17 protein-coding genes are annotated in these 24,451 nt (G+C 60.5%); 8 read left to right on the top strand and 9 right to left on the bottom strand.

What is annotated here, in order from left to right; all coding sequences use genetic code 11:
* Positions 1-4: 4 nt before the first annotated feature.
* The 4 genes from ROSERS_RS12975 to ROSERS_RS12960 form a co-directional block, all read right to left on the bottom strand.
* Positions 5-994 (bottom strand): ROK family protein, encoded by a 990-nt coding sequence (locus ROSERS_RS12975; protein ID WP_041333635.1) that lies wholly within the window; start codon positions 992-994, stop codon positions 5-7.
* Positions 995-1,077: 83 nt separating this feature from the next.
* On the bottom strand, positions 1,078-3,462 hold the full coding sequence (locus ROSERS_RS12970; RefSeq protein WP_232282600.1) for an FG-GAP repeat domain-containing protein: 2,385 nt from the start codon (positions 3,460-3,462) through the stop codon (positions 1,078-1,080).
* Between the two features lie 11 nt (positions 3,463-3,473).
* Positions 3,474-4,511 carry a glycosyltransferase family 4 protein gene (locus ROSERS_RS12965; protein ID WP_011957231.1) on the bottom strand — a complete coding sequence of 346 codons (1,038 nt, stop codon included), beginning with the start codon at positions 4,509-4,511 and terminating at the stop codon, positions 3,474-3,476.
* A gap of 24 nt (positions 4,512-4,535) precedes the next feature.
* Positions 4,536-5,609 (bottom strand): STAS domain-containing protein, encoded by a 1,074-nt coding sequence (locus tag ROSERS_RS12960; RefSeq protein WP_041333629.1) that lies wholly within the window; start codon positions 5,607-5,609, stop codon positions 4,536-4,538.
* 237 nt (positions 5,610-5,846) lie between these two features.
* Here ROSERS_RS12960 and ROSERS_RS12955 point away from each other — a divergent pair, with 237 nt between their 5' ends.
* Both ROSERS_RS12955 and ROSERS_RS12950 read left to right on the top strand, forming a co-directional pair.
* Entirely contained in the window at positions 5,847-6,977 is a 1,131-nt protein-coding gene (locus ROSERS_RS12955) for a GGDEF domain-containing protein (protein ID WP_157041079.1), read from the top strand.
* A gap of 389 nt (positions 6,978-7,366) precedes the next feature.
* The gene (locus ROSERS_RS12950; RefSeq protein WP_011957228.1) at positions 7,367-9,223 is read left to right on the top strand and encodes a glycosyltransferase family 39 protein; all 1,857 of its coding nucleotides are present in this window, start codon (positions 7,367-7,369) and stop codon (positions 9,221-9,223) included.
* A 124-nt stretch (positions 9,224-9,347) separates the two neighbouring features.
* Here ROSERS_RS12950 and ROSERS_RS12945 read toward each other — a convergent pair whose 3' ends face one another.
* Positions 9,348-10,643, bottom strand: coding sequence for an MFS transporter (locus ROSERS_RS12945; protein WP_011957227.1), 1,296 nt, complete (start codon positions 10,641-10,643; stop codon positions 9,348-9,350).
* Positions 10,644-10,920: 277 nt separating this feature from the next.
* Between ROSERS_RS12945 and ROSERS_RS12940 the strand changes: the two genes are divergently transcribed.
* Complete coding sequence (locus tag ROSERS_RS12940; protein WP_011957226.1) at positions 10,921-11,484, top strand: Uma2 family endonuclease; 564 nt, start codon at positions 10,921-10,923, stop codon at positions 11,482-11,484.
* Between the two features lie 92 nt (positions 11,485-11,576).
* Here ROSERS_RS12940 and ROSERS_RS12935 read toward each other — a convergent pair whose 3' ends face one another.
* Positions 11,577-13,082, bottom strand: a complete 1,506-nt coding sequence (locus ROSERS_RS12935; protein ID WP_011957225.1) for an MDR family MFS transporter — start codon at positions 13,080-13,082, stop codon at positions 11,577-11,579.
* 291 nt (positions 13,083-13,373) lie between these two features.
* On the opposite strand from ROSERS_RS12935, the gene ROSERS_RS12930 reads away from it, so the two are divergent.
* The 4 genes from ROSERS_RS12930 to ROSERS_RS12915 all read left to right on the top strand — a co-directional run bounded on the left by ROSERS_RS12930 (position 13,374) and on the right by ROSERS_RS12915 (position 16,923).
* The gene (locus ROSERS_RS12930; RefSeq protein ID WP_011957224.1) at positions 13,374-14,318 is read left to right on the top strand and encodes an STAS domain-containing protein; all 945 of its coding nucleotides are present in this window, start codon (positions 13,374-13,376) and stop codon (positions 14,316-14,318) included.
* Positions 14,319-14,363: 45 nt separating this feature from the next.
* A complete protein-coding gene (locus ROSERS_RS12925; RefSeq protein WP_011957223.1) occupies positions 14,364-15,527 on the top strand; it encodes a glycosyltransferase family 4 protein in 1,164 nt (387 codons plus the stop codon).
* The gene (locus ROSERS_RS12920; protein WP_011957222.1) at positions 15,524-16,273 is read left to right on the top strand and encodes a hypothetical protein; all 750 of its coding nucleotides are present in this window, start codon (positions 15,524-15,526) and stop codon (positions 16,271-16,273) included. The genes ROSERS_RS12925 and ROSERS_RS12920 overlap by 4 nt, the downstream gene beginning before the upstream one ends.
* Positions 16,274-16,350: 77 nt before the next feature.
* Positions 16,351-16,923 (top strand): nucleoside deaminase, encoded by a 573-nt coding sequence (locus tag ROSERS_RS12915; RefSeq protein WP_011957221.1) that lies wholly within the window; start codon positions 16,351-16,353, stop codon positions 16,921-16,923.
* Positions 16,924-16,935: 12 nt separating this feature from the next.
* Here ROSERS_RS12915 and ROSERS_RS12910 read toward each other — a convergent pair whose 3' ends face one another.
* Positions 16,936-19,809: a GAF domain-containing protein gene (locus ROSERS_RS12910; protein WP_011957220.1), complete on the bottom strand. Its 2,874-nt coding sequence runs from the start codon at positions 19,807-19,809 to the stop codon at positions 16,936-16,938.
* A gap of 190 nt (positions 19,810-19,999) precedes the next feature.
* Between ROSERS_RS12910 and ROSERS_RS12905 the strand changes: the two genes are divergently transcribed.
* The gene (locus ROSERS_RS12905) at positions 20,000-20,863 is read left to right on the top strand and encodes an SMP-30/gluconolactonase/LRE family protein (protein WP_011957219.1); all 864 of its coding nucleotides are present in this window, start codon (positions 20,000-20,002) and stop codon (positions 20,861-20,863) included.
* A gap of 379 nt (positions 20,864-21,242) precedes the next feature.
* On the opposite strand, the gene ROSERS_RS12900 is transcribed toward ROSERS_RS12905, so the two are convergent.
* Together ROSERS_RS12900 and ROSERS_RS12895 are read right to left on the bottom strand one after the other, a co-directional pair.
* Positions 21,243-22,361, bottom strand: coding sequence for a Gfo/Idh/MocA family protein (locus ROSERS_RS12900; protein ID WP_011957218.1), 1,119 nt, complete (start codon positions 22,359-22,361; stop codon positions 21,243-21,245).
* 160 nt (positions 22,362-22,521) lie between these two features.
* Positions 22,522-24,381 carry a phosphoenolpyruvate carboxykinase (GTP) gene (locus ROSERS_RS12895; protein WP_011957217.1) on the bottom strand — a complete coding sequence of 620 codons (1,860 nt, stop codon included), beginning with the start codon at positions 24,379-24,381 and terminating at the stop codon, positions 22,522-22,524.
* Between the last annotated feature and the right edge of the window lie 70 nt (positions 24,382-24,451).

Raw genomic sequence — 24,451 nt, 5'->3', positions numbered from 1 at the left:
TTCATCACCGAACGTCCATTGACCATGCAGGGTAGCGTTGCGCTGCCCACACTGCTGCGCCGATCACGCCCGCCTCGCCGCCCAGTTGCGCCAGCATAATCTGAACGCGATCGAGCGGAGTGAGATGGCAACGCGCTGTCACCTCAGCGCGCGCCGGTTCGAGAAGCCACTCACCCAGGCGCGACAGTCCGCCGCCGATCACGACACGTTCGGGGCTGAAGATCGTGATCAGGTTGGCGATGCCGATGCCGAGATAACTCCCGGCGCGCTGAAGGATCTCGCGCGCAACCGTGTCGCCATTCTCGGCGGCGCGCGCAATGACGCCGGGCGTGATCTTGTTCAGATCATAGTCCACCAGCGCGCCGATCTGGGTTGTCATTCCCTGGGCAACAGCGCGCAACCCCATCGCCGTGATCGAAGGACCGCTGGCGAATGTCTCCAGGCAGCCCCGGTTGCCGCAGCCGCAGCGCGGTCCGTACGGGTCGATCGTCATATGCCCGACCTCGCCAGCAGTGCCGTCGATGCCCAGGTGCAGTCGCCCATTGAACGCAATACCGCCGCCAATGCCGGTGCCCAGCGTGATGCCGACGACGCTGGACGCATCGCGCCCGGCGCCAAAGGTCGCCTCCGCCAGGGTAAACGCGCGCGCATCATTGATAATTGCCGTCGGGCGACCGGTAAGATGAGTAATGTTGGCGGCGAGCGGAACATTCCGCCAGCCTGATGGCAGATTGGGTAGCAACACTGTAACTCCGCGCTCCAGATCGATGACGCCGGGTACGCCAATGCCAATCGCCGGAATATGTTCGAGCGCAACATTGGCTTGAGTGCAAACCTGTGCCGCCAGCGCTGCCATGCGCTCGATGACCGCCGCCGGTCCCTCGTGGGCTTCGGTGGGGACAATCAGTTGCAGCAGGCGCTCGCCGGTGCGTACATCAACGGCGGCTGCGGCGATCTTGGTGCCGCCCAGATCGATGCCGAGGTAGACACTCATTTTCTTCTCTATTTTGAAGATTTTGCAATGCATCGATACTAGCGCACCGACGGGAGGCTGTCAAGCGGGACCCCGCGCCCGGTCTATGGCAGCGTCATAATCGCCGGAAGATGCACACGATGTTGATCGCGCGGGGTGGGTGATTCCGGTGTAGGGACAGGCGGATGCGGCGATGGGGTGGGAGCAGGCGAGAGCGGCGCCGCCAGGTTTTCATACAGCATGACGCGATTGTGCGACCACCCAATCGAAATGATGTCGAGATCGCCATCGCGGTCGATATCAACCAGAAGCGCACCGTCGTGGTGCTCATCGCCGGTAAAGACCACCCAGCGCCGCCATCTCGATCCGTGCCCGTCATCATTCTCGAAGATCAGCAGACGTGCACGGTCTGGTCGGTACGGATCGTGCTCGCCGACCACGATGTCGAGATCGCCATCGCCGTCGATGTCGCCAACATCCAGGCTCATGGGACCGATAACATCGACGGCGATGATATGCTCCGTCCATCGCGCCGCCGGGTCGTCCCCCTGCTCATACCAGGCGAGTTTGCCGGGAACGCCGATCGCTTCGAACCCCACCACCGCGTCCAGCCGTCCATCACGGTTGATATCCGCCAGACGGTTGCGATCTGGATTGCCGGAACTATCACTCAACACCAGCGATGTCCACGCACTACCATCGTTGCGCAACCAGCGCGTGCCCTGGAGCAGGTCGAGATCGCCGTCCCGGTCGATATCGTCAGCACTGAGGTCTTCGTCCTGCGATAGTGATGAGATCGTGCGCAGTGTCCACACCGTGCGATCCGGGTCGTCCGGGACGTGTATCTTCTGAATGCCGCGCCCGGCTTCGTGCCAGGAAAGCGCGATTTCGAATGGACCTTCAGGCGTGAAATGCGCACCGACCGCTCCCTGCAAGAAGTCGCCGCTACCGGCATTCAGGTTGGTCAGAATCGTAAATGTGCCATTATCGTTGCGCGCCCACGCCAGCTGCCCGTTTCGCTCTGAACCGCGACCCTGCGTGCCGAAGATATCCAGGTCGCCGTCGCCATCCATGTCCGCCAGAAGCGCGGCATTGCGCAGTGGCTCGCCGATAGCTGAGCGCACCCACACGCCATCGGCGCGTCCCGGATTGCGATACCGCCACGCACCACTGACCACATCCGGGAAACCATCGCCGTCAAGATCGCCGTGCAGCACAAAAATCGCGCGATCCGGTCGGGCATCGTCGATAACATGCCGCTGCCAGCGCGACAGACTGAGTTTGGTCGGGTTATTTGTTCCGTTTAGCCAGATATCCAGCCTCGGCGTCTCGAAGTTGTACGGCTTGCCAAGAATATCCAGGTCGCCATCACCGTCAATGTCGCCCAATCGCGATTCGTGGTGATCGACCCCCGGCGGTCCTTCGGCGAGATGGAAATTGCCTGCGCCATCGCCGAAAAGCAGGATCATGCGCGAATCGGGGTTGCTGCCATCGAGACGCATTTCCCCGCAAAAAATATCCAGCGCGCCATCATTGTTGAGATCGGCAAGCGCCAGGCTATGGGCATCCTCCACGCGATCGATCAACACCCGACGCTCCCAACCGGCGCCTGTCCAGCGATACAGGGTAATCGTCCCCTGCCCGTGACTGGTGCTCGTGACGACTTCCAGACGACCGCCGGGGATGATCTGACCGGCGACAACACGAATACCGCGCTGTCCGGCGTCGATCGCTTCAGCAACGTACCTGCCGTTCTCGAAACGAAACCAGTACCCGCCGCCGACCAGATCGGTCACGCCATTCCCGTCAATATCGGCGGCGGTCAGACCCTCGGCATAGACGGTGGACGTGAAGATCGCAGTCGATGACCAGAGGGTCGCCTGACGCGGATCGGGTGGAATCGAAGCGATGTACAGAATCGACGGCTGATTCCGATTTCCCTGATTCCAGAACGCCAGTTCCATTCGTCCGTCGCCGTTAAAATCGCCGAACACCTGGTCGTGGTGCCGATTCTGCCCGCCGCTTTTGATCGTTCGCCTGGTCCAGCCGGTGTTTGGGTCGTTGTGCGGGTACGGATTTTCCCACCAGAAAACGCGGTTGCTGCTGTAATCCTCTCCGGCAACAATGTCCAGGTCGCCGTCGCCGTCGATGTCTGCAAATGCACCGCCAGCTTCGATGCTCAGGCTTTCCGGTTCAATCAGGGAACGCTGCCATCCGCTTGCCGTGTAGCGCAACCAGACAAGCGCTGGCGCTCTGCCACGCCCTCCGACGACAATATCATCGCGCCCATCGCGGTCAATATCGAGCGAGAGCATCATCGTTTGCTCAAGAGGACCTGCCATCGGAGGAGCGTCGCTATCCGCCAGATAGGTCCATTGAACCAGTTCACGGGCGGAAGCGGGAGGGAGCGACGGGGAAGTGCTGGCGGGCGCTGAGCAGAAACCGGTGAGCGTTATGAGCATCAGAATGCTGATGATAGCGGAACGCAATAGTTTTCTCCTTACAACACTAATGCCTGAAGAACCCGATCCCATGAAATATCCGCCACGCGCGCCGGTCCGGCGGCGCCGAGGCGTTCTGCACGTGCAACATCCTCGAACAGCGCATCGATATGCGCCGCAAGCGCATCGGGATCCGGCGGGGCGACCAGCCCTGTGACGCCATGGTCGACAAACTCCAGCACGCCGCCTGCATCACTGGCAGTGATCACCGGGCGTGCGGCAGCCAGCGCCTGAACCGCAGTGAACCCGTAGTCTTCATCGAACGGCGCATAGTAGACGGCGCGCGCCGAGGCATACAGGTCGATCAATTCGTCATCGGGCACAAAACCGCGAAACTCGACGCGTGAACCCAGGCGCAGGTCGGATGCCAGGCGTTCCAGCCGTGCGCGCTCCTCACCGGCGCCGATGAACACGCAGCGCACGGGAAGCCTGGTGCGGGCAAGCGCCCGGAGGAGCAGATCGAGGCGTTTGGCAGCATCGAGACGCGCATCGGAAAGGAGGTAATCGCCATACGGACCAGATCGCAGACGCCCGACATACCGGCTTGGCGGGTAGAGCGGTTGCGCGTCCAGACCAATGAACCGCTTGAGGCGCGTTGCGACATTCCGTGAAATGGCGAACAGCCGCTGCGCCTCACTCAGCGTCGTGCGGTCCATTCGCAGCAGTTGATCGCGGATTGCACGGTCTTCCGGAGTATTGGCGAAATCGGAGAGCGGTGTGCCGTACCAGTCGTATGCCTGACGATGCTGATGAACCAGCCAGACGACCTTGCGCGGATGGCGCGCCGCATACGATGGGAATTTGGTGCAGATGATCTGATCGACCGGCACGCCGTTGACATGCTCGAGATCGAGGAGACGCCACGCCAGCGCCGATGGGATGAGGCGTTCGTGCGGTTGCCAGGCATAGGGGAGCGCAACCACATCCACCAGATGACCGCGCGCCTGAAGGGCATCCCGCAATCCATCGACCAGCAGTTCAGCGCCGCCACGCGCAAACGGCACCTGCGCCGTGCAGATTACAATGCGCTTGGGCATATGCCCAGTATAACCGAAAAGAGACTACTGGGTGCTGTTCGCATACTCGATGCCGCTCTGAAGGGTTCCGCGTGTGACAATACCCTGCAGACTCACCCCCATGCCGACGAGCGTCTGGGCGACTTCGGGGCGGATACCGGTCAGCACCACTTCCGCTCCCAGCAATCGCACCGCCTGCGCCGCCTGCATCAGCGCGCTTGCCACGTGCGTATCCACAATCGGCACGCCTGTAATATCGAGGATCACCACCGACGCATGGTATTCAGCAACGCCGTGTAGCAGGCGATCAACCGTCAGTTGCGTGCGCTGCGAGTCGAAGGCGCCGATCAGCGGCATCAGCAGGACGCGCTTATTCAGCGGAATGAGCGGCGTCGAAAGTTCAGCCAGCGTGCGCGCCTGCATTGCGATAATCTGCTCCTGAAGTTGCAGGCGCTCTTCGTTCGCCTTCTGAAGTTCCAGCGTCTTGGCGGCGATTTCGTCGAGCAGGCGTTGCTGGCGCTCACGCTCGCGCGCCTCGCGCAGGATGGCAATCTCACTCTCAATCGTGCGGTTCGATTCATACACGTGGAACTCAACAGATGTCTCATCCCCGTCGGTCACCATATTCTTCTCGTCAGCCCAGCACGGGACGCCGAAGGCATGCGTGAACAGACCGATGATCTTGCCCTGGAGGAACGGGCATCCCCAGTTCACCGCCTGCCCGCGCTGCATGTCAAGTTCCCACGGGTTGCGAATGCGCACAATCGCCCGTCGTTGCTGCATATCACAGAATGGCAACTCCAGGCGCCCCCATCCAATCGTACTGATGACCTCCCCCCAGGCGAGGAGTCCTTCCTCGAATGTGGCGCCCAGCGCTTTCACCACGTCGTGATAATCTTCGGCAGTGCCGAAACTTCCACTATGCGCCACCAGCAAGCGAAAGAGCGGAATGCCGATCTCATCTGCCAGCGGGCGCAGAATGTTCAACAACGAGGGATTCAACCACAAGAGCGCAGACGGTATGCCAAAAAACCGCAGTCGCCCTTCGTTGACCGACCACTCGAACGGTGCGCGATTGAGCACGACAGCATAGTGATCGGTAAACACTTCGTTCGACATCGGACGCCTCCCGCAACCAAAAATGAACCAGACACGCTCGTATGGTAGCACAACGCAAACGACAAAATGGACTCGAATTTGAAGCGAATCCATAGCGAACCTGTTACGCCAGTCGCCTTTACAATGCTTTGTCGGATGTGGTATGATCCCCGAAGTCATACGTCAGCGCCGCACAGGTTGCCCTATCCCTCGCCTTTTTCAGCAATGGACATTCCAGTTTCACCCCAGCCAGCTACGATGAAGCAGATCGAACAGGAACGCCGCTCCTTCGAGCAGCAGCGTCGGCGCATCTACCGCGTTGCAGGAGTGCTCGGTATGCTGGCGATCCTGTATACGCAGTACATTATCTACATCGGAACCGAAGAGTCCCCGCTGTACGAAATCATCTACACCATCAACCATATTGCGTTTGCCGGCGTTTGCTTTGCAATTGTCTGGACGCTGGGACAGCAACAGATACCGCTGGAGCGCGTCGAACGGTTCATGCTCTTCTTTTTCATCTTCCAGTCGCTTGTCTTCAACAGCATCGTTCCGGCGTTGTTGCGCCAGCATCTCGACAATCTCTTTCTTGACACGATTGGCGACGACATCTGGTTTCTGCTGATCGTCTGCGTGCTGGCGGTTCACCTCTATGATCTGCGGCGTGGCGCATTGATTGCCGGAATCGTGTATAGTCTGTCCTTTGCGATTGTCGTAGTGCAGATCGTGTCCTGGAATATGCCCGGCATCGACGGCGAGGACAGTGAACATGTCCTCAGAGCCTATCTGATGGGAGGTGCATTGCTGGTGTTTCTGGTCGTCCTGGCGATGTACCGTTCGCATATCGAGCGTCTCCACACCGAATACGAGGTTATGGCGAATCTCGCCTATACCGATACCCTGACCAGCCTGCCCAACCGCCGTCGTCTGTACGAAGATGTGTACCGCCTGATCGCACTGGCGGAACGGTATGGGCAGGAGTTCTGCGTCTGTCTGTTCGATCTGGACCACTTCAAGCGCCTGAATGACACCCATGGTCATCTGGTCGGCGATCAGGTGTTGCAGGAAGTGGCGCAGGTGGCGCGGCTGCATCTGCGCGCTGCTGATCTCTTCGGGCGCTGGGGCGGCGAAGAGTTCGTCGTCCTGCTGCCGCAAACACGTCTCAACGATGCGCAGACGGCGCTGGAGCGGGTGCGTCTGGCGCTGCACACTATTGCTCTCCCCAATGTGCACGCTATCACCGCAAGCTTTGGCATCGCAGCGTATCTTCCCGGCGATACCTCCGAATCACTCCTGCACCGCGCCGATCAGGCGTTATACCTTGCCAAAGCCACCGGGCGCAACCGGATCGTTCTGGACAGCGATCCGGTCGAGGCGTGGGGTGTATAGTGAGGCGCGGGGCGCGAGGCAAGGGGCGCAAGGGGTGAGGCGGGAGGCAAGAGGCGAGAGGTGAGAGGCGAGAGGGGATGAGGCGAGAGGCGAGAGGCGAGAGGCGAGAGGGGATGAGGCGAGGGGCGAGAGGCGAGAGGGGATGAGGCGAGAGGCGAGAGGGGATGAGGCGAGAGGTGGGAAAGGTTGAAGGTGGAAGGTGGTTGTCGCCCGTTCAACGTTCAACGTTCAACCTTCAACGTTCAACCTTCAACGTTCAACGTTCAACCTTCAACGTTCAACCTTCAACATTACAACGTTCAACGTTCAACGTTCAACCTTCAACGTTCAACCTTCAACGTTCAACCTTCAACGTTCAACCTTCAACGTTAGCCATTCATCAGTATGAGATGGGTCACACTCCACATCTGACATTTCCCGCCCCCGGTCTCGCGGCGCTCTTCGCAATTGCGCTGGCGCTGCGCCTCTACCGCATCGATGCCCAGAGTTTCTGGTACGACGAAGGGCTGACGATTGCGCTTGCCGTCCAGCCGCTCGACGCCATCGCGCGCGCCGCCGCCGCTGATGTGCACCCGCCCCTCTATTACTGGTTGCTCCACGGGTGGGTGCTGCTGATGGGGACCGGCGAAGCGGCGGCGCGCGCGTTCAGCGCAGTGTGCGGTGCAGCCGCTGTGGTTCTGACGACGATCCTCGGACGGCGCTGGTTCGGCGAGAGCGCCGGATGGCTCGCCGGCATCGCCGCCACAGTCTCCCCTTTCGCCATTCATTACAGCCAGGAAACCCGCATGTACGCGCTGGCAATGCTGCTGGCAATCTGTCTCTGGCTGGCGTTTGACGCTGCAATCCGCGAACAGTCAACGCCGGACACACCGCGCACGCTGCGACAATCACGCTGGATGTGGTGGATACTCTACAGTCTCACGGCACTGGCAGCCCTTGCGACTCATTACTTCATGGTAGCATTTGTGGCAGCGACGGCGCTTGCGGGTGCGCTGGTTCTGCGACGCAATGCGTTGCTGCTGTGGATTGCCCTGCACCTGACTCTCGCCGGGTTCTTCCTTTTGCTTGTCTGGGGAAGTCGGGAGCGTCTGGCAGTCTGGACATTCGCCAAACAACCGACCGACCCGCTCTTCATCCTGTCTGATGCGCTGCGCGTGTTCAGTCTTGGACCGGCGGCGGCGCCAGTGTTCTGGTTCTGGCTCATCGGCTTCGTGGCGCTGCTGGCGCTGGCGTTGACGACGTGGCGCACATCGCCGCGCGCGACCGGCATGGCGCTCGCCTGGCTCGTGGTTCCGCTGGCAGCGATCATCATCCTTTCCCTGAACCAGCCGTACTACAAAGCGCGCTTCCTGCTCCCGGCGCTGCCGGCGTTTCATCTGCTCCTCGGCGCTGGCGGATCAACGCTGGCGCGCAGCGCGCCAGCGCATTCCGGCGCGCTGCTGACCGCAATCTGGCTCATTGCCGCCGCTGTGACGCCACTGCGTAACGAGTGGTTCGATCCCGCCTTCCAGCGCGACGACTACCGCAGCCTGACGCGGGCAATCGCGGCGACTGCACGCCCCGACGACGCTATCCTGCTGATCGGTCCGGGTCAGATCGATGTGTTCGACTATTACTTCCACGGTTCACAGACCCGCTATCTCCTGCCGCGCTTCCGACCTCTCGATCCATCCTCCACGATCGCCGAACTCGAACAGATGGCGCAGCAGCACCGGCGGGTATACGGCGTCTTCTATGTTCCCTACGAAGCCGACCCGAATGGCGTGGTGAACGCCTGGCTCGCCGACCACGCTTTTCGCGCCGAAAGCCGCTGGTACGGCGGCGTCGAACTGGTTGTCTATGAACTCGGATCGGTCGGCGCTCCGCTACGTGCGATGAACGCGCGTTTCGGCGACGCCTTGCTGCTCGAACGCGCCGCAGTCTCGTCGCTGAAGATTTCGGGCGGCGATGCCGTGCGGATCGAACTGCACTGGCGCGTGGTTGCACCACCCGGACGTGACCTGATGATCTTCGTTCATCTGCTTGATCCGAATAACCGGATCGTCGCGCAACACGACGGTCCCCTGGCGCCAGTTCCCACAACTGCGTGGCAACCCGACGAAACCCATCGCAGTCGGGCAGCGGCGCTCGTCCCGCCCGACGCGCCGCGAGCGACGTACCGCCTGCTCATCGGGGTCTACGACCCGCAAACCGGCGAACGGCTGCGACTCGACGATGGCAGAGATGGGGTGGAAGTGGGTGCGTAGGGGGAAGTTGATCCCCATGCTGCCTGTACGGGCGCAGCGGTGCTACGCCCCTATCTCCCCCTTCTCCCCTTGTGGGAGAAGGGGGCAGGGGGGATGAGGGGGCAAAGACGCATCAGAACGCACCTCACCCCACCCGCTCCTCTGCCAGCGATGTCGTCACGGTCGGGCGCGGCACGCGCAGGCGCATCCACCCCAGCCCGGCGATGCCGATCAACAACAGAACAACGAACAACGTCTCGTACCCGGCGATTTCGGCGAGCCACCCGGAGAGTAGTGGTCCGGCGGCTGCGACTGGCGCCATCACAATGTTCGAGACGCCGATGTAGGCGGGTCGTTGAGCGGAAGGAGCAAAACTGAAGACCAGTGTAAACCCGGAGAGAATATACCCCGCCTGCGAAAAGCCGACCAGCACAAAAATGACGAGGAACCAGACCGGTGCCGGCGCAACCAGCGCCATCAGGATCGCCGCCAGCCCCACTGCTGTCGCAAGTTCCAGTACCTGTTTGTGTCCCCAGCGGTCTGCCATCCCACCGAGAATGGGATCACTGATCGCCTGCGCTGCCAGCAGCGCCGCTGTGAATCCGCCCACCTCCGCGCCGGACAGGTTGAAGCGTTCGAGCGCCAGCGCAGTGATGAAGTTGTGCCCGACCAGCGCGAGTGCGATGCTGACCCGCCCGATCAGGTAGTTCCGAAAAGGAACATCGCGATCCAGCAGCGGACGCACGCCGCGCAGGAATGCCGTCAACGGCTGCGCTGGTTGCGGCGGCAGGGCTGGTTCGACCGTCGCCGCAAGGAAGATAAACGACACAACCATCGAAGCAAAACAGATCAGCGACAGGATACCGACACTCTGCGGAAACGGAAATGCCGTCAACACCCATGCAGCAACCGCCGCGCCGCCAATGCCGAGCAATCCGCCAAGCCCGCTCTGCAACCCAAAGAAGATCCCCCAGCGTTTGCCCGGAATGACCCGCGCAATGAAATCCTGCCAGGGAATGGATGCGAAACCGGCGGCAACCGCATGCATGGCATAGCAGCCAAAAAAGATCGCCAGCAGGCTGGCGCCCGGCAGATCGCTCCAGAAGAGCAGCACCAGCCCAAGGATCAGAAACGGCAGGCGCTCGAACAATGTCGCCGTTAACAGGATCGGCTTGCGCCGCGGCATCGCTGCAATCAGCGGCACAATGAACAGACCGGGCAGAAACCATCCGGTATAGTTGATCGCCGGGATCAACCCTTGCAACCAGCGATCGGGCGAGAGGCGCTCGACGAAGAGCGGCAGCACGGTGAAGCGCGACACCATGCTCAATCCCAGATAGAACGTGCCGCCGTCGAGAACATTGAGCCAGAAATTGCGCGCAGCATGGCGCCGGACAACCGCTTCAGCCTGAGCGGTCATCGTTGCAATCGGTTCGGTCATACCTGCCTTCTTTGTGTCTGCGGAGCGTCAGAGTGGCAACAGGACGTGCCAGTTGATCGGTCGGGGATCGCTGTACTATCCCGCTTCGGAAAATTGCCGTACCTGTACGTGCAGAGCCGGTTATCGTTTCGTCCCTGCATCAACACCAATAGCGCGCATCATCATAGCACATCCGGCGTATGCCGGTGCGGGTCTGTGCTGTCCTGCCGGAGTGAAATGCGTATAATAATGCAGTCGGCACGTTCAGAGCGGAGGTATGCGAACAAGGAGAATGGCTATGACAACCCGGATCGCACCGCAGACAGAACGGATGATGACCGGCGAAGAACTTGCGGCGCTGAACGATACGGGACCATGTGAACTGGTTGCCGGGAGCATTGTGCCGATGACACCAACGAGCGATGAACATGGCGGGTACGCAGCGAATATTACCAGCATCCTGCTCTCATTCGTGCGCGCGCACGGTCTCGGAAAAGTGCGCGCAGGCGAGGTCGGCGTCTACACGCGCCGGGATCCAGATACCATTCGCGCCGTTGATGTGCTCTTCATCTCGCAGGATCGGTATGACCGGAGGGGAGAAACCGTGTTTCTGGACGTTCCTCCCGATCTCATTGTCGAGATTCTCTCACCCGGCAACACCTGGTCTGAGACCATCCAAAAGCTGCGTGAGTACTTTTCGATAGGGGTGCGTCTGGTGTGGCTCGTCAATCCGTCCTCGCGGAGCGTGTTTGCATATCGCTCGCTTACCGATGTCCGCGAGTTTACCATTGACGATGATCTGCCGGGGGATGATGTTCTACCGGGCTTCAGCGTGGCGGTCAGAGATATCTTTGCCGATTGAGCGGGACATCCCGTGCGACGGTCATTTCCACGTTGGGGCTATGTTGTTGCAACTGATGTTCACCGGCGCCCCTGATACATTCGGCGACGGTATCAACGTCCGTGTTCTGCTGCCGGATGTACCACACCCTCACGACGTTCACGCTCAGCGCTCATCTGCGCGATCTGCCCGCGTGGCGCAAGCAGCGTCACCAGCAATCCCAGCACGGATGCAATGAACCCTACAATGAACACGCTGCGGATACCGGCGCTCAACGCGTCGCGCAGCATCGCCTGCACTGCGGAGTCGCTTCCCGGCGAATCGATCAGACTGTTGAGCGAGGTAGAGGCATCGAGACCGGCAGCAACCAGATGTGCGACCACAATAGCGCTGAGAATTGCCCCCATGATGCCAATGCCGAACGCGCCGCCGATGCTGCGACTGAACTGAAGGGTCGAGGTGGCTGTCCCCAGCTTGCTGCGTTCAACGGTGCTCTGAACTGCGATCAGGAACGCCGGGATCGAAAAGCCCATGCCGAATCCCATCAACCCCAGACTTGTCATCAGCAGTAGACGGTTGGTTTGCGTATCGAGGAACATGAGCGGAAAAGCGCCGATAACCAGCGCCACCATGCCCGCAAGTGCAATAGTGTGGTATCCCAATCGAAGTAACAGCCGCGTGCCGAGAATGCTCGAAAAGACCCACGCCAGCAGCATCGGCATAAGCGCCGCTCCTGCCTCGGTTGCGCTTGTGCCCAACACTCCCTGCACATACAGGGGCACGAATGTCGCACCGCCAAACACGGCGCAGCCAGCGAGGATGCCGTGACCGCAGGCAACCAGGAACATCCGGTCGTGGAACAGCCCAATCGGCAACACCGGATCGCTCGCGCGGCGCTCGACCCACACCAGCGCCCCAAACAGCGCCAGCGCCCCCGCCAGCGTCGGCAGCGCCCACGACGCGCTCAGATCGGTCAGGCTCATGAGCAACGCAACTGCTCCGGCAGTCAGCAGCAATGCTCCGGCGTAGTCGATCGAACGTGGCGGCGCGTCGTGGGCGCGCGCGCGATCGATCCAGGCGAACCAGACAATCGCCGTCGCCGCCAGACCGGGAATGATGTTGATCCAGAAAATCCACTGCCACGACGCCTGATCGACAATAAAGCCGCCCAGCAACGGTCCTGTGATCGACGATATGCCCCATACTCCCGAAAACAGCCCTTGCAACCGGGCGCGCTGCTCCAGTGAAAACAGGTCGCCGATGATGATGAACACCAGCGGCAGCAACCCGCCAGCGCCGATCCCCTGAATAGTGCGGAAGGCGATCAGTTGCGGCATCGTCGCCGCCAGACCGCAGAGCGCCGATCCGATCAGAAAGATCGCCATAGCTGCGACGAATACTGGTCGTCGCCCGAAAAGATCGGAGAGTTTGCCGTACAGCGGAACGGTCGTTGTTGAGGCGAGCATGAAAGCGGTGAATACCCAGCTGTAACTTTCGAGACCTCCCAGCTGGCTGACGATTGTTGGCATGCCGGTGCTGACAACCGTCGACTCCATCGATGCGAGAAACAGGCTGAGCATCAGCCCGGCAGTGATCAGGATCGTGCGCTGCGTTGACACCTATTGATCTCCGGATAAAATGGCGAAACTCATATCATTGTACCATGGGAACTGCTATGGTCCCCGTGTGTATGCAGGACATCCAACGTGTGATCCCTGGTAGCAAGCCGGGTGTGTCACTGTTCACACCTGGGGAACACACGCGCCTGGGCGCGAGGGCGTCTCGCCCTCGTCGCGTCTACGAGGGCACGATGCCCTCGCGCCCAGGAGAAATGCGAACACTGACCGGGTGTCGAGATTTTGTATATAATCGATACAGGACATCAGACAAAAGACGACTGTGAGCAAACCATGGGCTGGACGCAACGCCAGATCAACACATTCCTGTTTATCCTCCTCCTGACAGGCGCCCTGGTGGCGCTTATCGACGTGCTGACCCGCGACACGCCTCAGATGACGCGGATCGGGTACGCTTTCGCTGCTCTCTGCGCCGGAGGGTTGTTGATTGCGTATCGGCGCGGATGGGAGTATGCGCGCCATACGCTGGCGCTTGCGATCATGCTGGCGGTTGCATTCTTCACCAGTGAACCGTATGTTTCGCAGCAGATGGATCTGTTGCACGCAGTTCCAATGGTGGTGGCTCTGGTGCTCACCGGTCCCCGCTGGCTGTTGGTGAATGCGATTCTCTTTCTCGTGATTATGCTTGTCCGGAGCGGGTGGAGCGGCGTCTACACCTCGATCCCCAACCTGGTTGCCTACGGGGCGCTTGCGGGCGGTATGATCCTGAGCCGTCTGGCGGTCGACAACGCACAGCGTCTGGAGGAAGCGCGTCGCTTTGCCGAAGAAGAACGACTGCGCACTGTTGAAGCGCTGGCGCTGGCGCAACAGCGCGCCGATGAACTGGCACAGCGCAATGCCGAACAGAATCGGTTGCTCCAGCTCGTATCGGAACTGGAAACGCCCGCGATTGCGATTGCCGATGGCGTCCTCCTTGCGCCGGTGGTGGGAAATCTCGATACGCGCCGTGCCCAGGCACTGAACAAACGCCTGCTGGAAACAGTTGCGCATCGGCGGACACGCCTCGTCATCCTCGATATTGCCGGTGTGACGCACGTCGATACATCAGTCGCGCAGAGCCTGGTTCAGGTCGCGCAGGGGTTGCGGTTGATCGGGTGCCGCGTCGCCATCAGCGGGATGACGCCAGCAGTCGCCGCCACGCTTGCCTCCCTGAACGCGACGCTTCCTGATATTATGACCTGTCGCTCGCCGCAGGATGCGTTGCTGCTGCATCCGTGAACAATGGTATAATCCGTGTAAGCCTCATTGTGATGGAATGCTTCTATGCGGATTGCCATTTTCACGGAGACCTTTCTGCCCAAGATCGATGGCGTGGTCTCGGTTCTATGCCTGGCGCTCCAACATCTGCGCGATAAGGGTCACGAGGTTCTTCTGTTCGGTCCGCCCGACATGCCCGAAACCTACGCCGGTCATCGTCTGGTGCGCACCGGCGGACCACGCTTCTGGCTCTACCCGGAACTGCGGATCAACCTGCCGAGCGGCAAAATCGTGCGCGAACTCCGCGCATTTCAGCCCAACGTTGTGCATGTCGTCAACCCGGCATTTCTCGGACCCACCGGTATTGCGCTGGCGAAATGGTTCGACCTTCCGCTCGTCGCTTCGGCGCATATGGATATTACCAGTTACACGACCCATTATGTGGGAGCGTGGGGCGTGCCTATCGCCTGGTGGCTCTTCCGTACCGGACACAATTTTGCCGATCTGAACCTGGTTCCTTCCAGTGCGATGCTGCACAAGGTGCGCGAACGCGGGTACCGCCGTGTGCGCTGGTGGCATCGCGGTGTTGATACCGAGCGATTCCGCCCCGACTTTCGCAGCGCTGCGATGCGTGAGCGACTCAGCGGCGGTCACCCCGATGATTTTCTGGCGGTGTACGTCGGGCGGATCACGCGCGAGAAAAATGTCCATCTGCTGCGCGATGCGATCTGCGGGCTGGAAGGGGTGCGCCTGGCGCTCGTCGGTGGCGGACCTGAACTGGAACAGATGCAGGCGTACTTCGCCGGTACAGGAACGGTCTTCACCGGTTATTTGCGTGGCGATGACGTTGCCAGGGCATATGCGTCGGCGGATGTGCTGGTCTTTCCTTCGACCAGCGAAACATTCGGCATGGCGCCGCTCGAAGCGATGGCGTGCGGGCTGCCGGTGGTCGGCTCGTTGACCGGCGGGCTGGTCGATACGCTGCGAGATGGGGTTAATGCGCTGGTCTACGATCCGGACGATCCGTTGCAGATCCGGGAACGGGTACGACAGCTCCGCGATTCACCCGCGCTGCTGGCACAGTTGCGTCAGGGCGCTCTCGAACATGCGCGCAGCCGTTGCTGGCAGGCGACGATGGATCAACTGATCGGGTACTACGAACTGGGAATCCGCTACCATCGCCAGTCGAAAGTACGGCGTCGGCTGCGGTTGATTCGTGCACCGGTATGACCGAGGCGGAACAGGTCACGATTGTCCGGGTGCGCGGGCGGTTGCGTGACATTACGCTGCCGCCGCGTTGCCCTTCCTGTGGCGGGGCAGCCGGGGTGACGCTGCGCGTCGAGCGCGTCTTCGCCCGTGAACGTCGCCGTCGAGGGATTACGACTGATATGCCGCGTGGTGTGACAACCTTCCACGTCGCTTCGATCAATGTGCCGTTCTGCACTGCCTGCGCCGCTCGTCATATGGCGGAAAGAGCGTCCGCCGAACCTGTTCCTTCGCCATTACGCACAACAGCAGCAATGTATGGCATTGTTGCCGGGGTTGCACTGGTTGCTGCGCTGATCTTTGCGCTCTTTATCTGGAACGCAAGCGCAGGCGGGTGGCGTCCAACGCTGACTTTTGCCGCGTCGGTTGCGGTTGGTTGCGCCGTGTTCGCCGGTTGGTTCACGGTTCAGGCGATCAACGCGCTGCGCGCCGGCGCCACGCTTCCGCCGACATCGATTACCGCCGCCTTCGATTTCAGCGACCGGCATGTGCGTCGCTTCGAACCGGAGTGGCGCGAGTATCGCCTGCGACACGCTGGCTATGCCCGTCTGTTCATGCAGGCGAATGCAGCGCGTCTGTGGGACGAGACCGGTCCGCTGGCGATGCGCGCCGCACGATTGCGCCGTATCGCCGACTCCCTGCGCGTCGCCGCTGCGGCTGCACTGATTGTCTTGTTTGTGCTGCTGGCGCTTCAGGCTGGCACTCCCTGACCGTTGATCCTCGCCGCCTTTGATGTCCCTCTTCTTTCTGGCGCCCATCGAGAAGGGGGCGTATAATACCGCACACTATGAACACAAACGCACACGTCCTGACCATCACGCTCCCCGACTGGCTGCAACGGCGTCTGGCGATGCCCGTGCATCTCCATGACGACGAATCGCGTATGCGCCTGGTCATCGACCTGGCGCGCGAGAATATCACGCACGGCACGGGCGGTCCGTTCGCCGCCGCCGTCTTTCGTGCTGGCGACGGTCTGCTGGTAGCTGCAGGGGTCAACAGTGTCACACGGTTGAACAACGCGATGCTGCATGCCGAGGTTGTGGCGCTGATGTTCGCCCAGGCGCGGGTGGGGTCCTACTCGCTGCGCGGCGCCGGTGCACCGTATGAACTGGTGACATCGTGCGAACCGTGCGCTATGTGCCTGGGCGCCACGCTCTGGAGCGGCGTGCAGCGCCTGGTCTGCGGCGCGACCCGTGATGATGCTGAGCGGATCGGGTTTGATGAGGGTCCGGTGTTTGCCGAGTCGTATGCGTACCTGGAGCGGCGTGGCATCGCCGTTGTTCGCCAGGTGCTCCGCACCGAGGCGGCAGACGTGCTCGACTGGTATCTGCGCAGCGGCGGGATCGTGTACAACGGCTAGATAACACGCCGATCAATCGCTGCCGATCTGCACCACGACCAGCGTCATATCGTCGTGCTGCGGAACATTCCCCATGAAGGCTTGCACCTCGGCGATAATGCGATCGATCAACGCATGCGGCGAAAGCGCGGTGCACGTTGACAGGATCGCATCGAGCCGCTCAAAGCCGAACAACTCGCCGGATGCGTTGTGCGCCTCGACCAGACCGTCGGTAAAGAACAGCACTGTGTCGCCCGGTGCAAGATCGACCGCCAGCGTCTCATATCCCATATCGGGCTGAATGCCGAGGGGCAATGTCGGTCCTGGCGGATAGAGATACTCGATGCCGCCATCAGCGCGTACCAGCACCGGTGTCAATTGCCCGGCATTCGCCACCGCCATGCGTCCGGCAGGATCGATGGTGGCGTAACAGAGAGCAACAAACGTGCCACGCGGCACATCGTGCGCCATACTGCGGTTGGTTTCGCGCAAGACCAGCGCCGGCTCTTCGTGATCGATCGCTTCGGCGCGCCCGACCGAGCGCGCCATCGCCATCAACAATGCGCCCGCCACACTCTTGCCCGACGCATCGCCGATCATGACGGCGACTGCCTTGCGTTCGCCAAGGGCAAAGCAGTCGAAGAAATCCCCGCCCACTTCACGCGCCGGAAGGCAGCGCGCCGCCAGCGCGATCCCCTGCCGGCGCGGGAGTTCGCGCGGAAACAGGTTCGCCTGGATACGACGCGCAATCTCCAGTTCCTGCTCGCGGCGCGCAATCGACTCGGCGTACAGACGCGCATTCTCAATGGCAATCGCAGCATTGTCGGCAAAAACCTGCGCAACTGCGACATCGCGCTTCGTGAAGCGCGCTCGTTCGTTTGCGTCGATATTCAGTACGCCAAGCACATCGCCTCTGACAACGAGCGGGACGCCGATCCACGAGCGAATTTCACTGATATGCGGTTCAGGCGCCCAGATCGACGACGTGCGGACATCATCGATCAGCAGCGGTTGTTTGTGTTTCACCACCCAGACCGCCGCGCCGGGTTCGTCTAACGGGCGGTTCATCGTATCCAGCCGCGTCGCTATCGTTTCCGGCGCAACGGCGGCAGCGCGCAGAATCCGACCCTCGCGCAGCATGATCGAAGCGCTGTCATACGGAATGACCTTCTTCAATTCACGCAGAATGACCTTTAACACCTCGCCTGAACTGAACGCGGCGCTCAGCACGCGCGCCACTTCCCGCAGGGTATCGGCAGTGCGTCGCGCTTCCTGTTCCGCTGCAAACAGCATCACATTCTGCACATGCAGCGCCACCTGGCGCGCCACTGCCGCCAGAAACTGCTCGTCGCGCGCGTCGAAAGCGGCAGGTGAGTACGCCTGCACCATCAGCACGCCAATCGGTTGCCCCTCACGCCCGATGAGTGGCATGCCGAGCCACGATAATGCCGTGCGCTCCGCGCCGATGATATGCACGCTCAATTCCGGGAAACGCTCAATCTCCTCGATCAGGTTATCGAAGCGCAGCGCGCGTCGGTGCCGTAAAACCCACGCGGTCAACGAATCGGGCGGCGGGGGTTGGCGCTGCCAGAACGTGTGCTCTTCACCTTCATCGATGGACAGACCATCGCTGATGACATCGTGTTCGGCGTCGTACACGACCACCGAGAAAACATCGGCGCGCATGAAGCGCGCCAGCGCGCGCGCAATGTGGCGTAACAGGGTGCGCAGTTCCAGCGTTGTGCTGGCAGCATGGCTGATGTCGCTCAGCGCCGAGAGTTCCGCGACCTGACGTTCCCGTTCAGCAAACAACCGGGCATTTTCAATCGCAATCGCAATCTGGTGACCGACAGCGCGCACAAACTCGATTTCCTGATCCTGGATCACGCGCTGGCGATCATCAACCAGCAGCAGGGTTCCCAACACCCGATCGCCGATCTGCAACGGCACGGCGATCAATGCGCGATAGTTCAGACCGATGCGCTCCCAGTGGCTGCTATGCGCCAGATCATCGATAATGAGCGGACGACGCTCTTCGATGACGCTGTGCATCAGGCTGCCAGCAACCGGCAGGCGCGCCAGGCGTTCTGAGTACTCCTCCGGGAAGCCCTGAGCAGCAGCCAGGATCAGCTCGGTGCAGTCCGCGCTCAGCAATCGCACTGCCCCGCCTCGCATGCTGAGGTGTTCCGTGAGCAGCGCCAGCGCACGATTGAGCAACTCATCGAGTGGTCGCTGGAGCGCCAGTTCTTCTGCAAGCGCCGTCAGTGTCTCCAGTTCGCGCGTCCGGGCGGCAATGCGTCCGGTTAACGCATCGCTCAACGCACGCTGCTGCTCGACAAGCGCTGCATTTTCCAGCGCGACCGCCAGCAGATTGCCGATGCGCTGCAACAGATCAAGACTATCCTGATCGTAGATGCCTGGACGGTAACTCTGAACGGAGATGACGCCAACCGTTTCGTAGCCGAGGATCAGCGGCGTTCCCATCCAGGAACGTGATCGCTTTTGCGGGTTGCCAAACCGCTCCGGCTCAACACCCAGCGAGTCGCGCTCCCGCTCCAGATCCCGGACCAGTAACGGCTTGCGCTCCCGCACCATCAAACCTGTGAGCGGTCCATACGGCGTATTCTCCAGATACTCAACGCTCTCTTCATCGACGAGCAGCGCTGCCCGAAATGTTTCGCGGTTGGAAGGATCGCAAACGGCAAAATACGCGGCATCGTAATGAAACACCGGCAAAAGTTCACGGTGAATGGCTTCAAAAATCGCACGTGCGCTGACTCGTCCCAGGCACGCGATGCTGACGTTGCGAATAATGTCAAGCGCACGAAGGTTACGTTCCCGGTCGATGCGCAGCGCTGCGAGTTCCTGTTGCAATTCGGCAATTTGGTCTTTCACAGGTAGAGTCACGATACTGGTTCCTGATACGCTCAGCGGGCGCCATTATGCATTGCGGGTCGCTCCTGTCTCGGTATGCAGGCGCGCAACTGTATCTTCAGAGTCTAACGGTTATAGCAGATTTGCGCAAACGCCTCGAACGTTGTCAGTCCGGACTATCCATGCTACGATAAGCGGCGAACCGCGTCATGCATGAAAGTATATGCCTGCCATGAAGCTGAAAGCGCTGATCGAACCGGGCGATCCTGAACGCATCGCTGGCGGTTTTGAGTTTACTGAAGGTCCGGTCTGGCATCCAGACGGTTTTCTGATCTTTTCGGACATTCCTGCCAACCGTCAGTACCGCTGGCATCCTGTCCATGGCGTATCCATCTGGCGCGAACCGAGCGGTCACTCGAACGGACTCACCCTGGACCACGAAGGACGCATCATTGCGTGCGAGCACGGTGGTCGGCGCGTCTCACGCGCTGAGCCGGGCGCCGAACCGGTGACGCTGGCGGATACGTATGGCGGGAAGCGCCTTAACAGCCCGAATGACGTCGTGGTCAAATCGGACGGCACAATCTATTTTACCGATCCACCCTACGGCATTGCGCCCGAAGAGCGCGAACAGCCGTGCAACGGCGTGTATCGCATCTTGCCCGACGGAATGGTCGAACTGCTGGTCGACGATTTTGATCGCCCCAACGGACTGGCATTTTCGCCTGATGAAACGATCCTGTATATCGATGATTCCCCGCGGCGTCATGTGCGTGCGTTCGATGTCCTGCCCGACGGTCGGCTGGCAAACGCACGTATCTTTGCCGATATGGACCATCCGCAACCCGGATCACCGGACGGAATGAAGGTCGATGTCGAAGGGAACCTGTATGTCACCGGCGCAACCGGGGTATGGGTCTTCGAGCCGGATGGGACGTGGCTGGGGGTGATCGCCACGCCGGAGCGCCCGGCGAACTGTGCCTGGGGCGATGCCGATCGCCAGACTCTCTACATCACGGCGCGCACCTCGCTCTATCGCATTCGCACGCGGGTTCCCGGTCTGCCGGTGATTCGTGAGCGGACGTAGGGCGTGAATAGTATCATTAACAATCATCGCCCTGGCAGATGCCAGGGCGATGATCTCCGACTTCGTGCTCAGGCTCCTGCGCTGCGTAGCAACGTACTGGTACCTGGTCAGGCGGGCTGGCGCGTTTGTACGAGATGGGCTGCGATGTTGACTGGATTGTCCTGCTGCGACGTACGTGCCGGGTTGTTGGAGTGCGACGTCGGGTGCGTGATCTCGGGAGCCTGAGCGTCCTGTCGTAGCCGGTTGGGTTGATTGCAAGCATTGATGACCGACTACGCTTCTAGTGTACTCGACATACATCGCAATCGCAATGACGCAAAGGTATCCTTCTGCCATGAACAGAGGTACTATGCCCGACACTGCCTATAGTACTACTTCGTTAGAATGTGGTTGTTAACTCCTGGGTACATCCTGTGGCAGCAGCGCGGTAGGCAGACTCGATAATATCAATGACGTGTCGCGCATGTTCGGCAGTGACAATGGTTGGCGTCCCGTCGCGTATCCAGTCAATCAGTTGCATGATATCCTCCCATACGTGCTGCTCTTCGATCTCACGATGCACACCAACTACGTGGGGCAACAGAATTTGATCGCCGTGGGGATGCGCTTCTGCATCACTGCGTCCCGGATAGTCGAACGGCTGCCCATTGAGTTTTCGTCCGGTAATCGATCCGGAAACGCCAAAATAACTCCCTCCGAACCCTTCGGTCAAACTCCCAGCCGGTGTACCGTATGCCAGCGCAAAGATAGTATCGCCAAAGTCGATCAGGATCAGCGTATTATCGTCTGCTTCGACTGGATGCATGACGCCAGCGAACTCACGTTCACGCAACCGCACGCCAGACATTGCCGTTACGCGCCTGGCGGGACCAAGAATGCCTGTGAGAGCATGCAGGCTGTAGACGGTCATGTCGTACAGTGGGCCGCCGCCGGGTTTCCGGTAATACCACGTCGGATCGATGTTCATGAGGGGATCGGCGCCCTGACGCACCGGTTCTTCTTCATGATACCGTCCAAATGCTGCGCCGCACGCTGCCCAGCAGAGCGTGCCGATAGCGCCTTCGGCGATGAGCTGTTTAATGCGCTGATTGTGCGGGCGCAGCATCTCTCCCGGTGATGCAACTATCTTGAGGTTACGTGCTGCGGCGCGCTCGATCAGGTCGGTAGCTTCTGCGACCGTCGTGGTCATTGTCTTGTTGAAATGGACGTGGACGCCTGCTTCAAGCGCCATCCGGCCCTGCTCGTAGTGCAACCCTATCGGTGTTGCAATCGTAAGAGCATCAACCACACCGGCGGCGAGCATGTCGCTGTAGTCGGTGAAAGCATACTCGCACCCGAAGCGGGCGGCAGCCGCAGCGGCACGACCAGGCGCCGGGTCGCACACAGCCACCAGGCGCAGCCGATCGTGCAGATCCGGCTGGCTCAGGTGGGGCAGCAAACCGCGTATCGACACGCTACCCGCGCCGACAATACCGAAGCGAACGATGGTATCGTGCATCGTATCCTCATATCCGGCAATTGATCCGCACAATATTGATTGAGCGCGATTGTACCATGGCGCGCAAGTGTCGGGAAAGCAACGGGAGATCCAGGAGTAATCGGGTTGCTGAAGCCAGGCTTCAGCAACCCGGGCAGGAACGGTGCGCCTTCAGAGGGCATCAGTGCCCGCCGTCGAGCAGATCCCAATGCTCGGGTGAGCGCCAGAGCGCCGAGAGGAGCAGGTCGCGAACGGAGCGGAATTCCTTGGGCAGGCGATCATAGAGTTTCAGGAACAACTCTTCGTGCAGCAGGATTTCATGGGTCCACTGCTCGCGATCGACCGCCATCAGTTCGGTGAACTTCTCTTCGCTGAAATCTTCCAGTCCGCGCCAGTCGATATCGTCGTAGCGCGGCATCCAGCCAATCGGGCTTTCGATGCCGACCGCGCGACCATTGGCACGCTCGACGATCCACTTGAGAACACGCATATTCTCGCCGAAGCCGGGCCAGAGGAAATTCCCCTCGGCATCTTTGCGGAACCAGTTGACGCTGAAGATGCGTGGCGGGTTGGGAATGGTACGACCGAACTGCAACCAGTGATTGAAGTAGTCGCCCATGTGATAGCCGCAGAATGGGAGCATCGCCATCGGATCGCGGCGCACTTCACCAATCTTGCCAAAGGCGGCAGCCGTCATCTCCGATCCCATAGTGGCAGCCAGGTAGACGCCAAACGTCCAGTTGAACGACTGGTAAACCAGTGGCACGACGGTGCTGCGGCGACCGCCAAAAATGAATGCGCGAATGGGAACGCCATTTGGATTTTCCCAGTCGGGATCGATCGCCGGGTTCTGCGACGCCGGAGCAGTGAAGCGTGCATTCGGGTGCGCGGCTTTTCTGCCTGAATCGGGCGTCCAGTGCTTCCCCTGCCAGTCGATCGCTTCCGGCGGCGGCTCTTTGGTCATTCCTTCCCACCAGACGCCGCCATCGGGCGTCAGCGCAACATTGGTGAAAATGGTGTTGCGCGACAGCGCCGCCATTGCGTTCGGGTTCGTTTCATACGACGTGCCGGGTGCGACGCCGAAGTAGCCGCTCTCCGGGTTGATCGCGTACAATCGCCCATCAGGACCGGGTTTGATCCAGGCGATGTCGTCACCAACCGTCGTTACTTCCCATCCCTCTTCTGTGAAGGGTTTGGGCGGGATGAGCATGGCAAAGTTGGTCTTGCCGCAGGCGCTGGGGAAGGCCGCTGCAACGTAGGTCTTGCGCCCTTTTGGATCCTTGACCCCCAGGATAAGCATGTGCTCCGCAAGCCATCCTTCATCACGGGCAATGACCGATGCGATGCGCAGTGCCAGGCATTTCTTGCCCAAGAGAGCGTTGCCGCCATAGCCGCTGCCATACGACCAGATCATGCGCTCTTCCGGGAAGTGGACGATATACTTGACTGTCGGATTGCAGGGCCAGGGAACATCCTTCTGTCCGGGTTCAAGCGGCGCGCCAACTGAGTGCAGACACGGAACAAAGTCGTTGTCGCCCAGCGCCTCAATCACCTTTTGCCCGATCCGTGTCATGATCCACATATTCACGACAACATACGCCGAGTCGGTGAGCTGGACGCCGATCTGGGCAAGCGGCGACCCGATCGGTCCCATGCAGAAGGGAATGACATACATCGTGCGTCCGCGCATCGAACCGTCGAACAGCGGGATGAGCGTCTCCTTCATCTCCCTGGGCGACATCCAGTTGTTGGTTGGTCCGGCATCGCCACGACTGACGCTACAGATGAAGGTGCGATCTTCGACACGCGCGACGTCGCTCGGATCAGAACGCGCCAGGAAGCAGCCGGGCCACTTCTCCTGATTCAAGCGAATGAACGTCCCTGCCTGGACGAGTTGTTCACACAGCGCGTCATACTCCGCCTTTGAGCCGTCACACCAGTGAACGCGATCCGGTTTGCACAGATCGACCATCTCCTGGACCCAGCGGATCAGTTTTTCATTCTTCACATACGCTGGCGCCTCTACGACTGATGTCTCCATGGGCAACTACCTCCTCTTGACATCTCGTGAAACACATCACGATACGGCTCGACGCAACTGTACCTTAACC

The sequence above is a fragment of the Roseiflexus sp. RS-1 genome, assembly GCF_000016665.1.
Lineage (GTDB): Bacteria > Chloroflexota > Chloroflexia > Chloroflexales > Roseiflexaceae > Roseiflexus.
The sequence above is the reverse complement of the archived record's forward strand: the minus strand, read 5'-3'. Positions and strand labels throughout refer to the sequence as shown.

Coding starts and splice junctions, on each gene's coding strand:
- ROSERS_RS12975 (WP_041333635.1), bottom strand. CDS start 994: ATGAGTGTCTACCTCGGCATCGATCTGGGCGGCACCAAGATCGCCGCA.
- ROSERS_RS12965 (WP_011957231.1), bottom strand. CDS start 4,511: ATGCCCAAGCGCATTGTAATCTGCACGGCGCAGGTGCCGTTTGCGCGT.
- ROSERS_RS12960 (WP_041333629.1), bottom strand. CDS start 5,609: ATGTCGAACGAAGTGTTTACCGATCACTATGCTGTCGTGCTCAATCGC.
- ROSERS_RS12955 (WP_157041079.1), top strand. CDS start 5,847: ATGAAGCAGATCGAACAGGAACGCCGCTCCTTCGAGCAGCAGCGTCGG.
- ROSERS_RS12950 (WP_011957228.1), top strand. CDS start 7,367: ATGGGTCACACTCCACATCTGACATTTCCCGCCCCCGGTCTCGCGGCG.
- ROSERS_RS12945 (WP_011957227.1), bottom strand. CDS start 10,643: ATGACCGAACCGATTGCAACGATGACCGCTCAGGCTGAAGCGGTTGTC.
- ROSERS_RS12940 (WP_011957226.1), top strand. CDS start 10,921: ATGACAACCCGGATCGCACCGCAGACAGAACGGATGATGACCGGCGAA.
- ROSERS_RS12930 (WP_011957224.1), top strand. CDS start 13,374: ATGGGCTGGACGCAACGCCAGATCAACACATTCCTGTTTATCCTCCTC.
- ROSERS_RS12925 (WP_011957223.1), top strand. CDS start 14,364: ATGCGGATTGCCATTTTCACGGAGACCTTTCTGCCCAAGATCGATGGC.
- ROSERS_RS12920 (WP_011957222.1), top strand. CDS start 15,524: ATGACCGAGGCGGAACAGGTCACGATTGTCCGGGTGCGCGGGCGGTTG.
- ROSERS_RS12915 (WP_011957221.1), top strand. CDS start 16,351: ATGAACACAAACGCACACGTCCTGACCATCACGCTCCCCGACTGGCTG.
- ROSERS_RS12905 (WP_011957219.1), top strand. CDS start 20,000: ATGCCTGCCATGAAGCTGAAAGCGCTGATCGAACCGGGCGATCCTGAA.
- ROSERS_RS12900 (WP_011957218.1), bottom strand. CDS start 22,361: ATGCACGATACCATCGTTCGCTTCGGTATTGTCGGCGCGGGTAGCGTG.
- ROSERS_RS12895 (WP_011957217.1), bottom strand. CDS start 24,381: ATGGAGACATCAGTCGTAGAGGCGCCAGCGTATGTGAAGAATGAAAAA.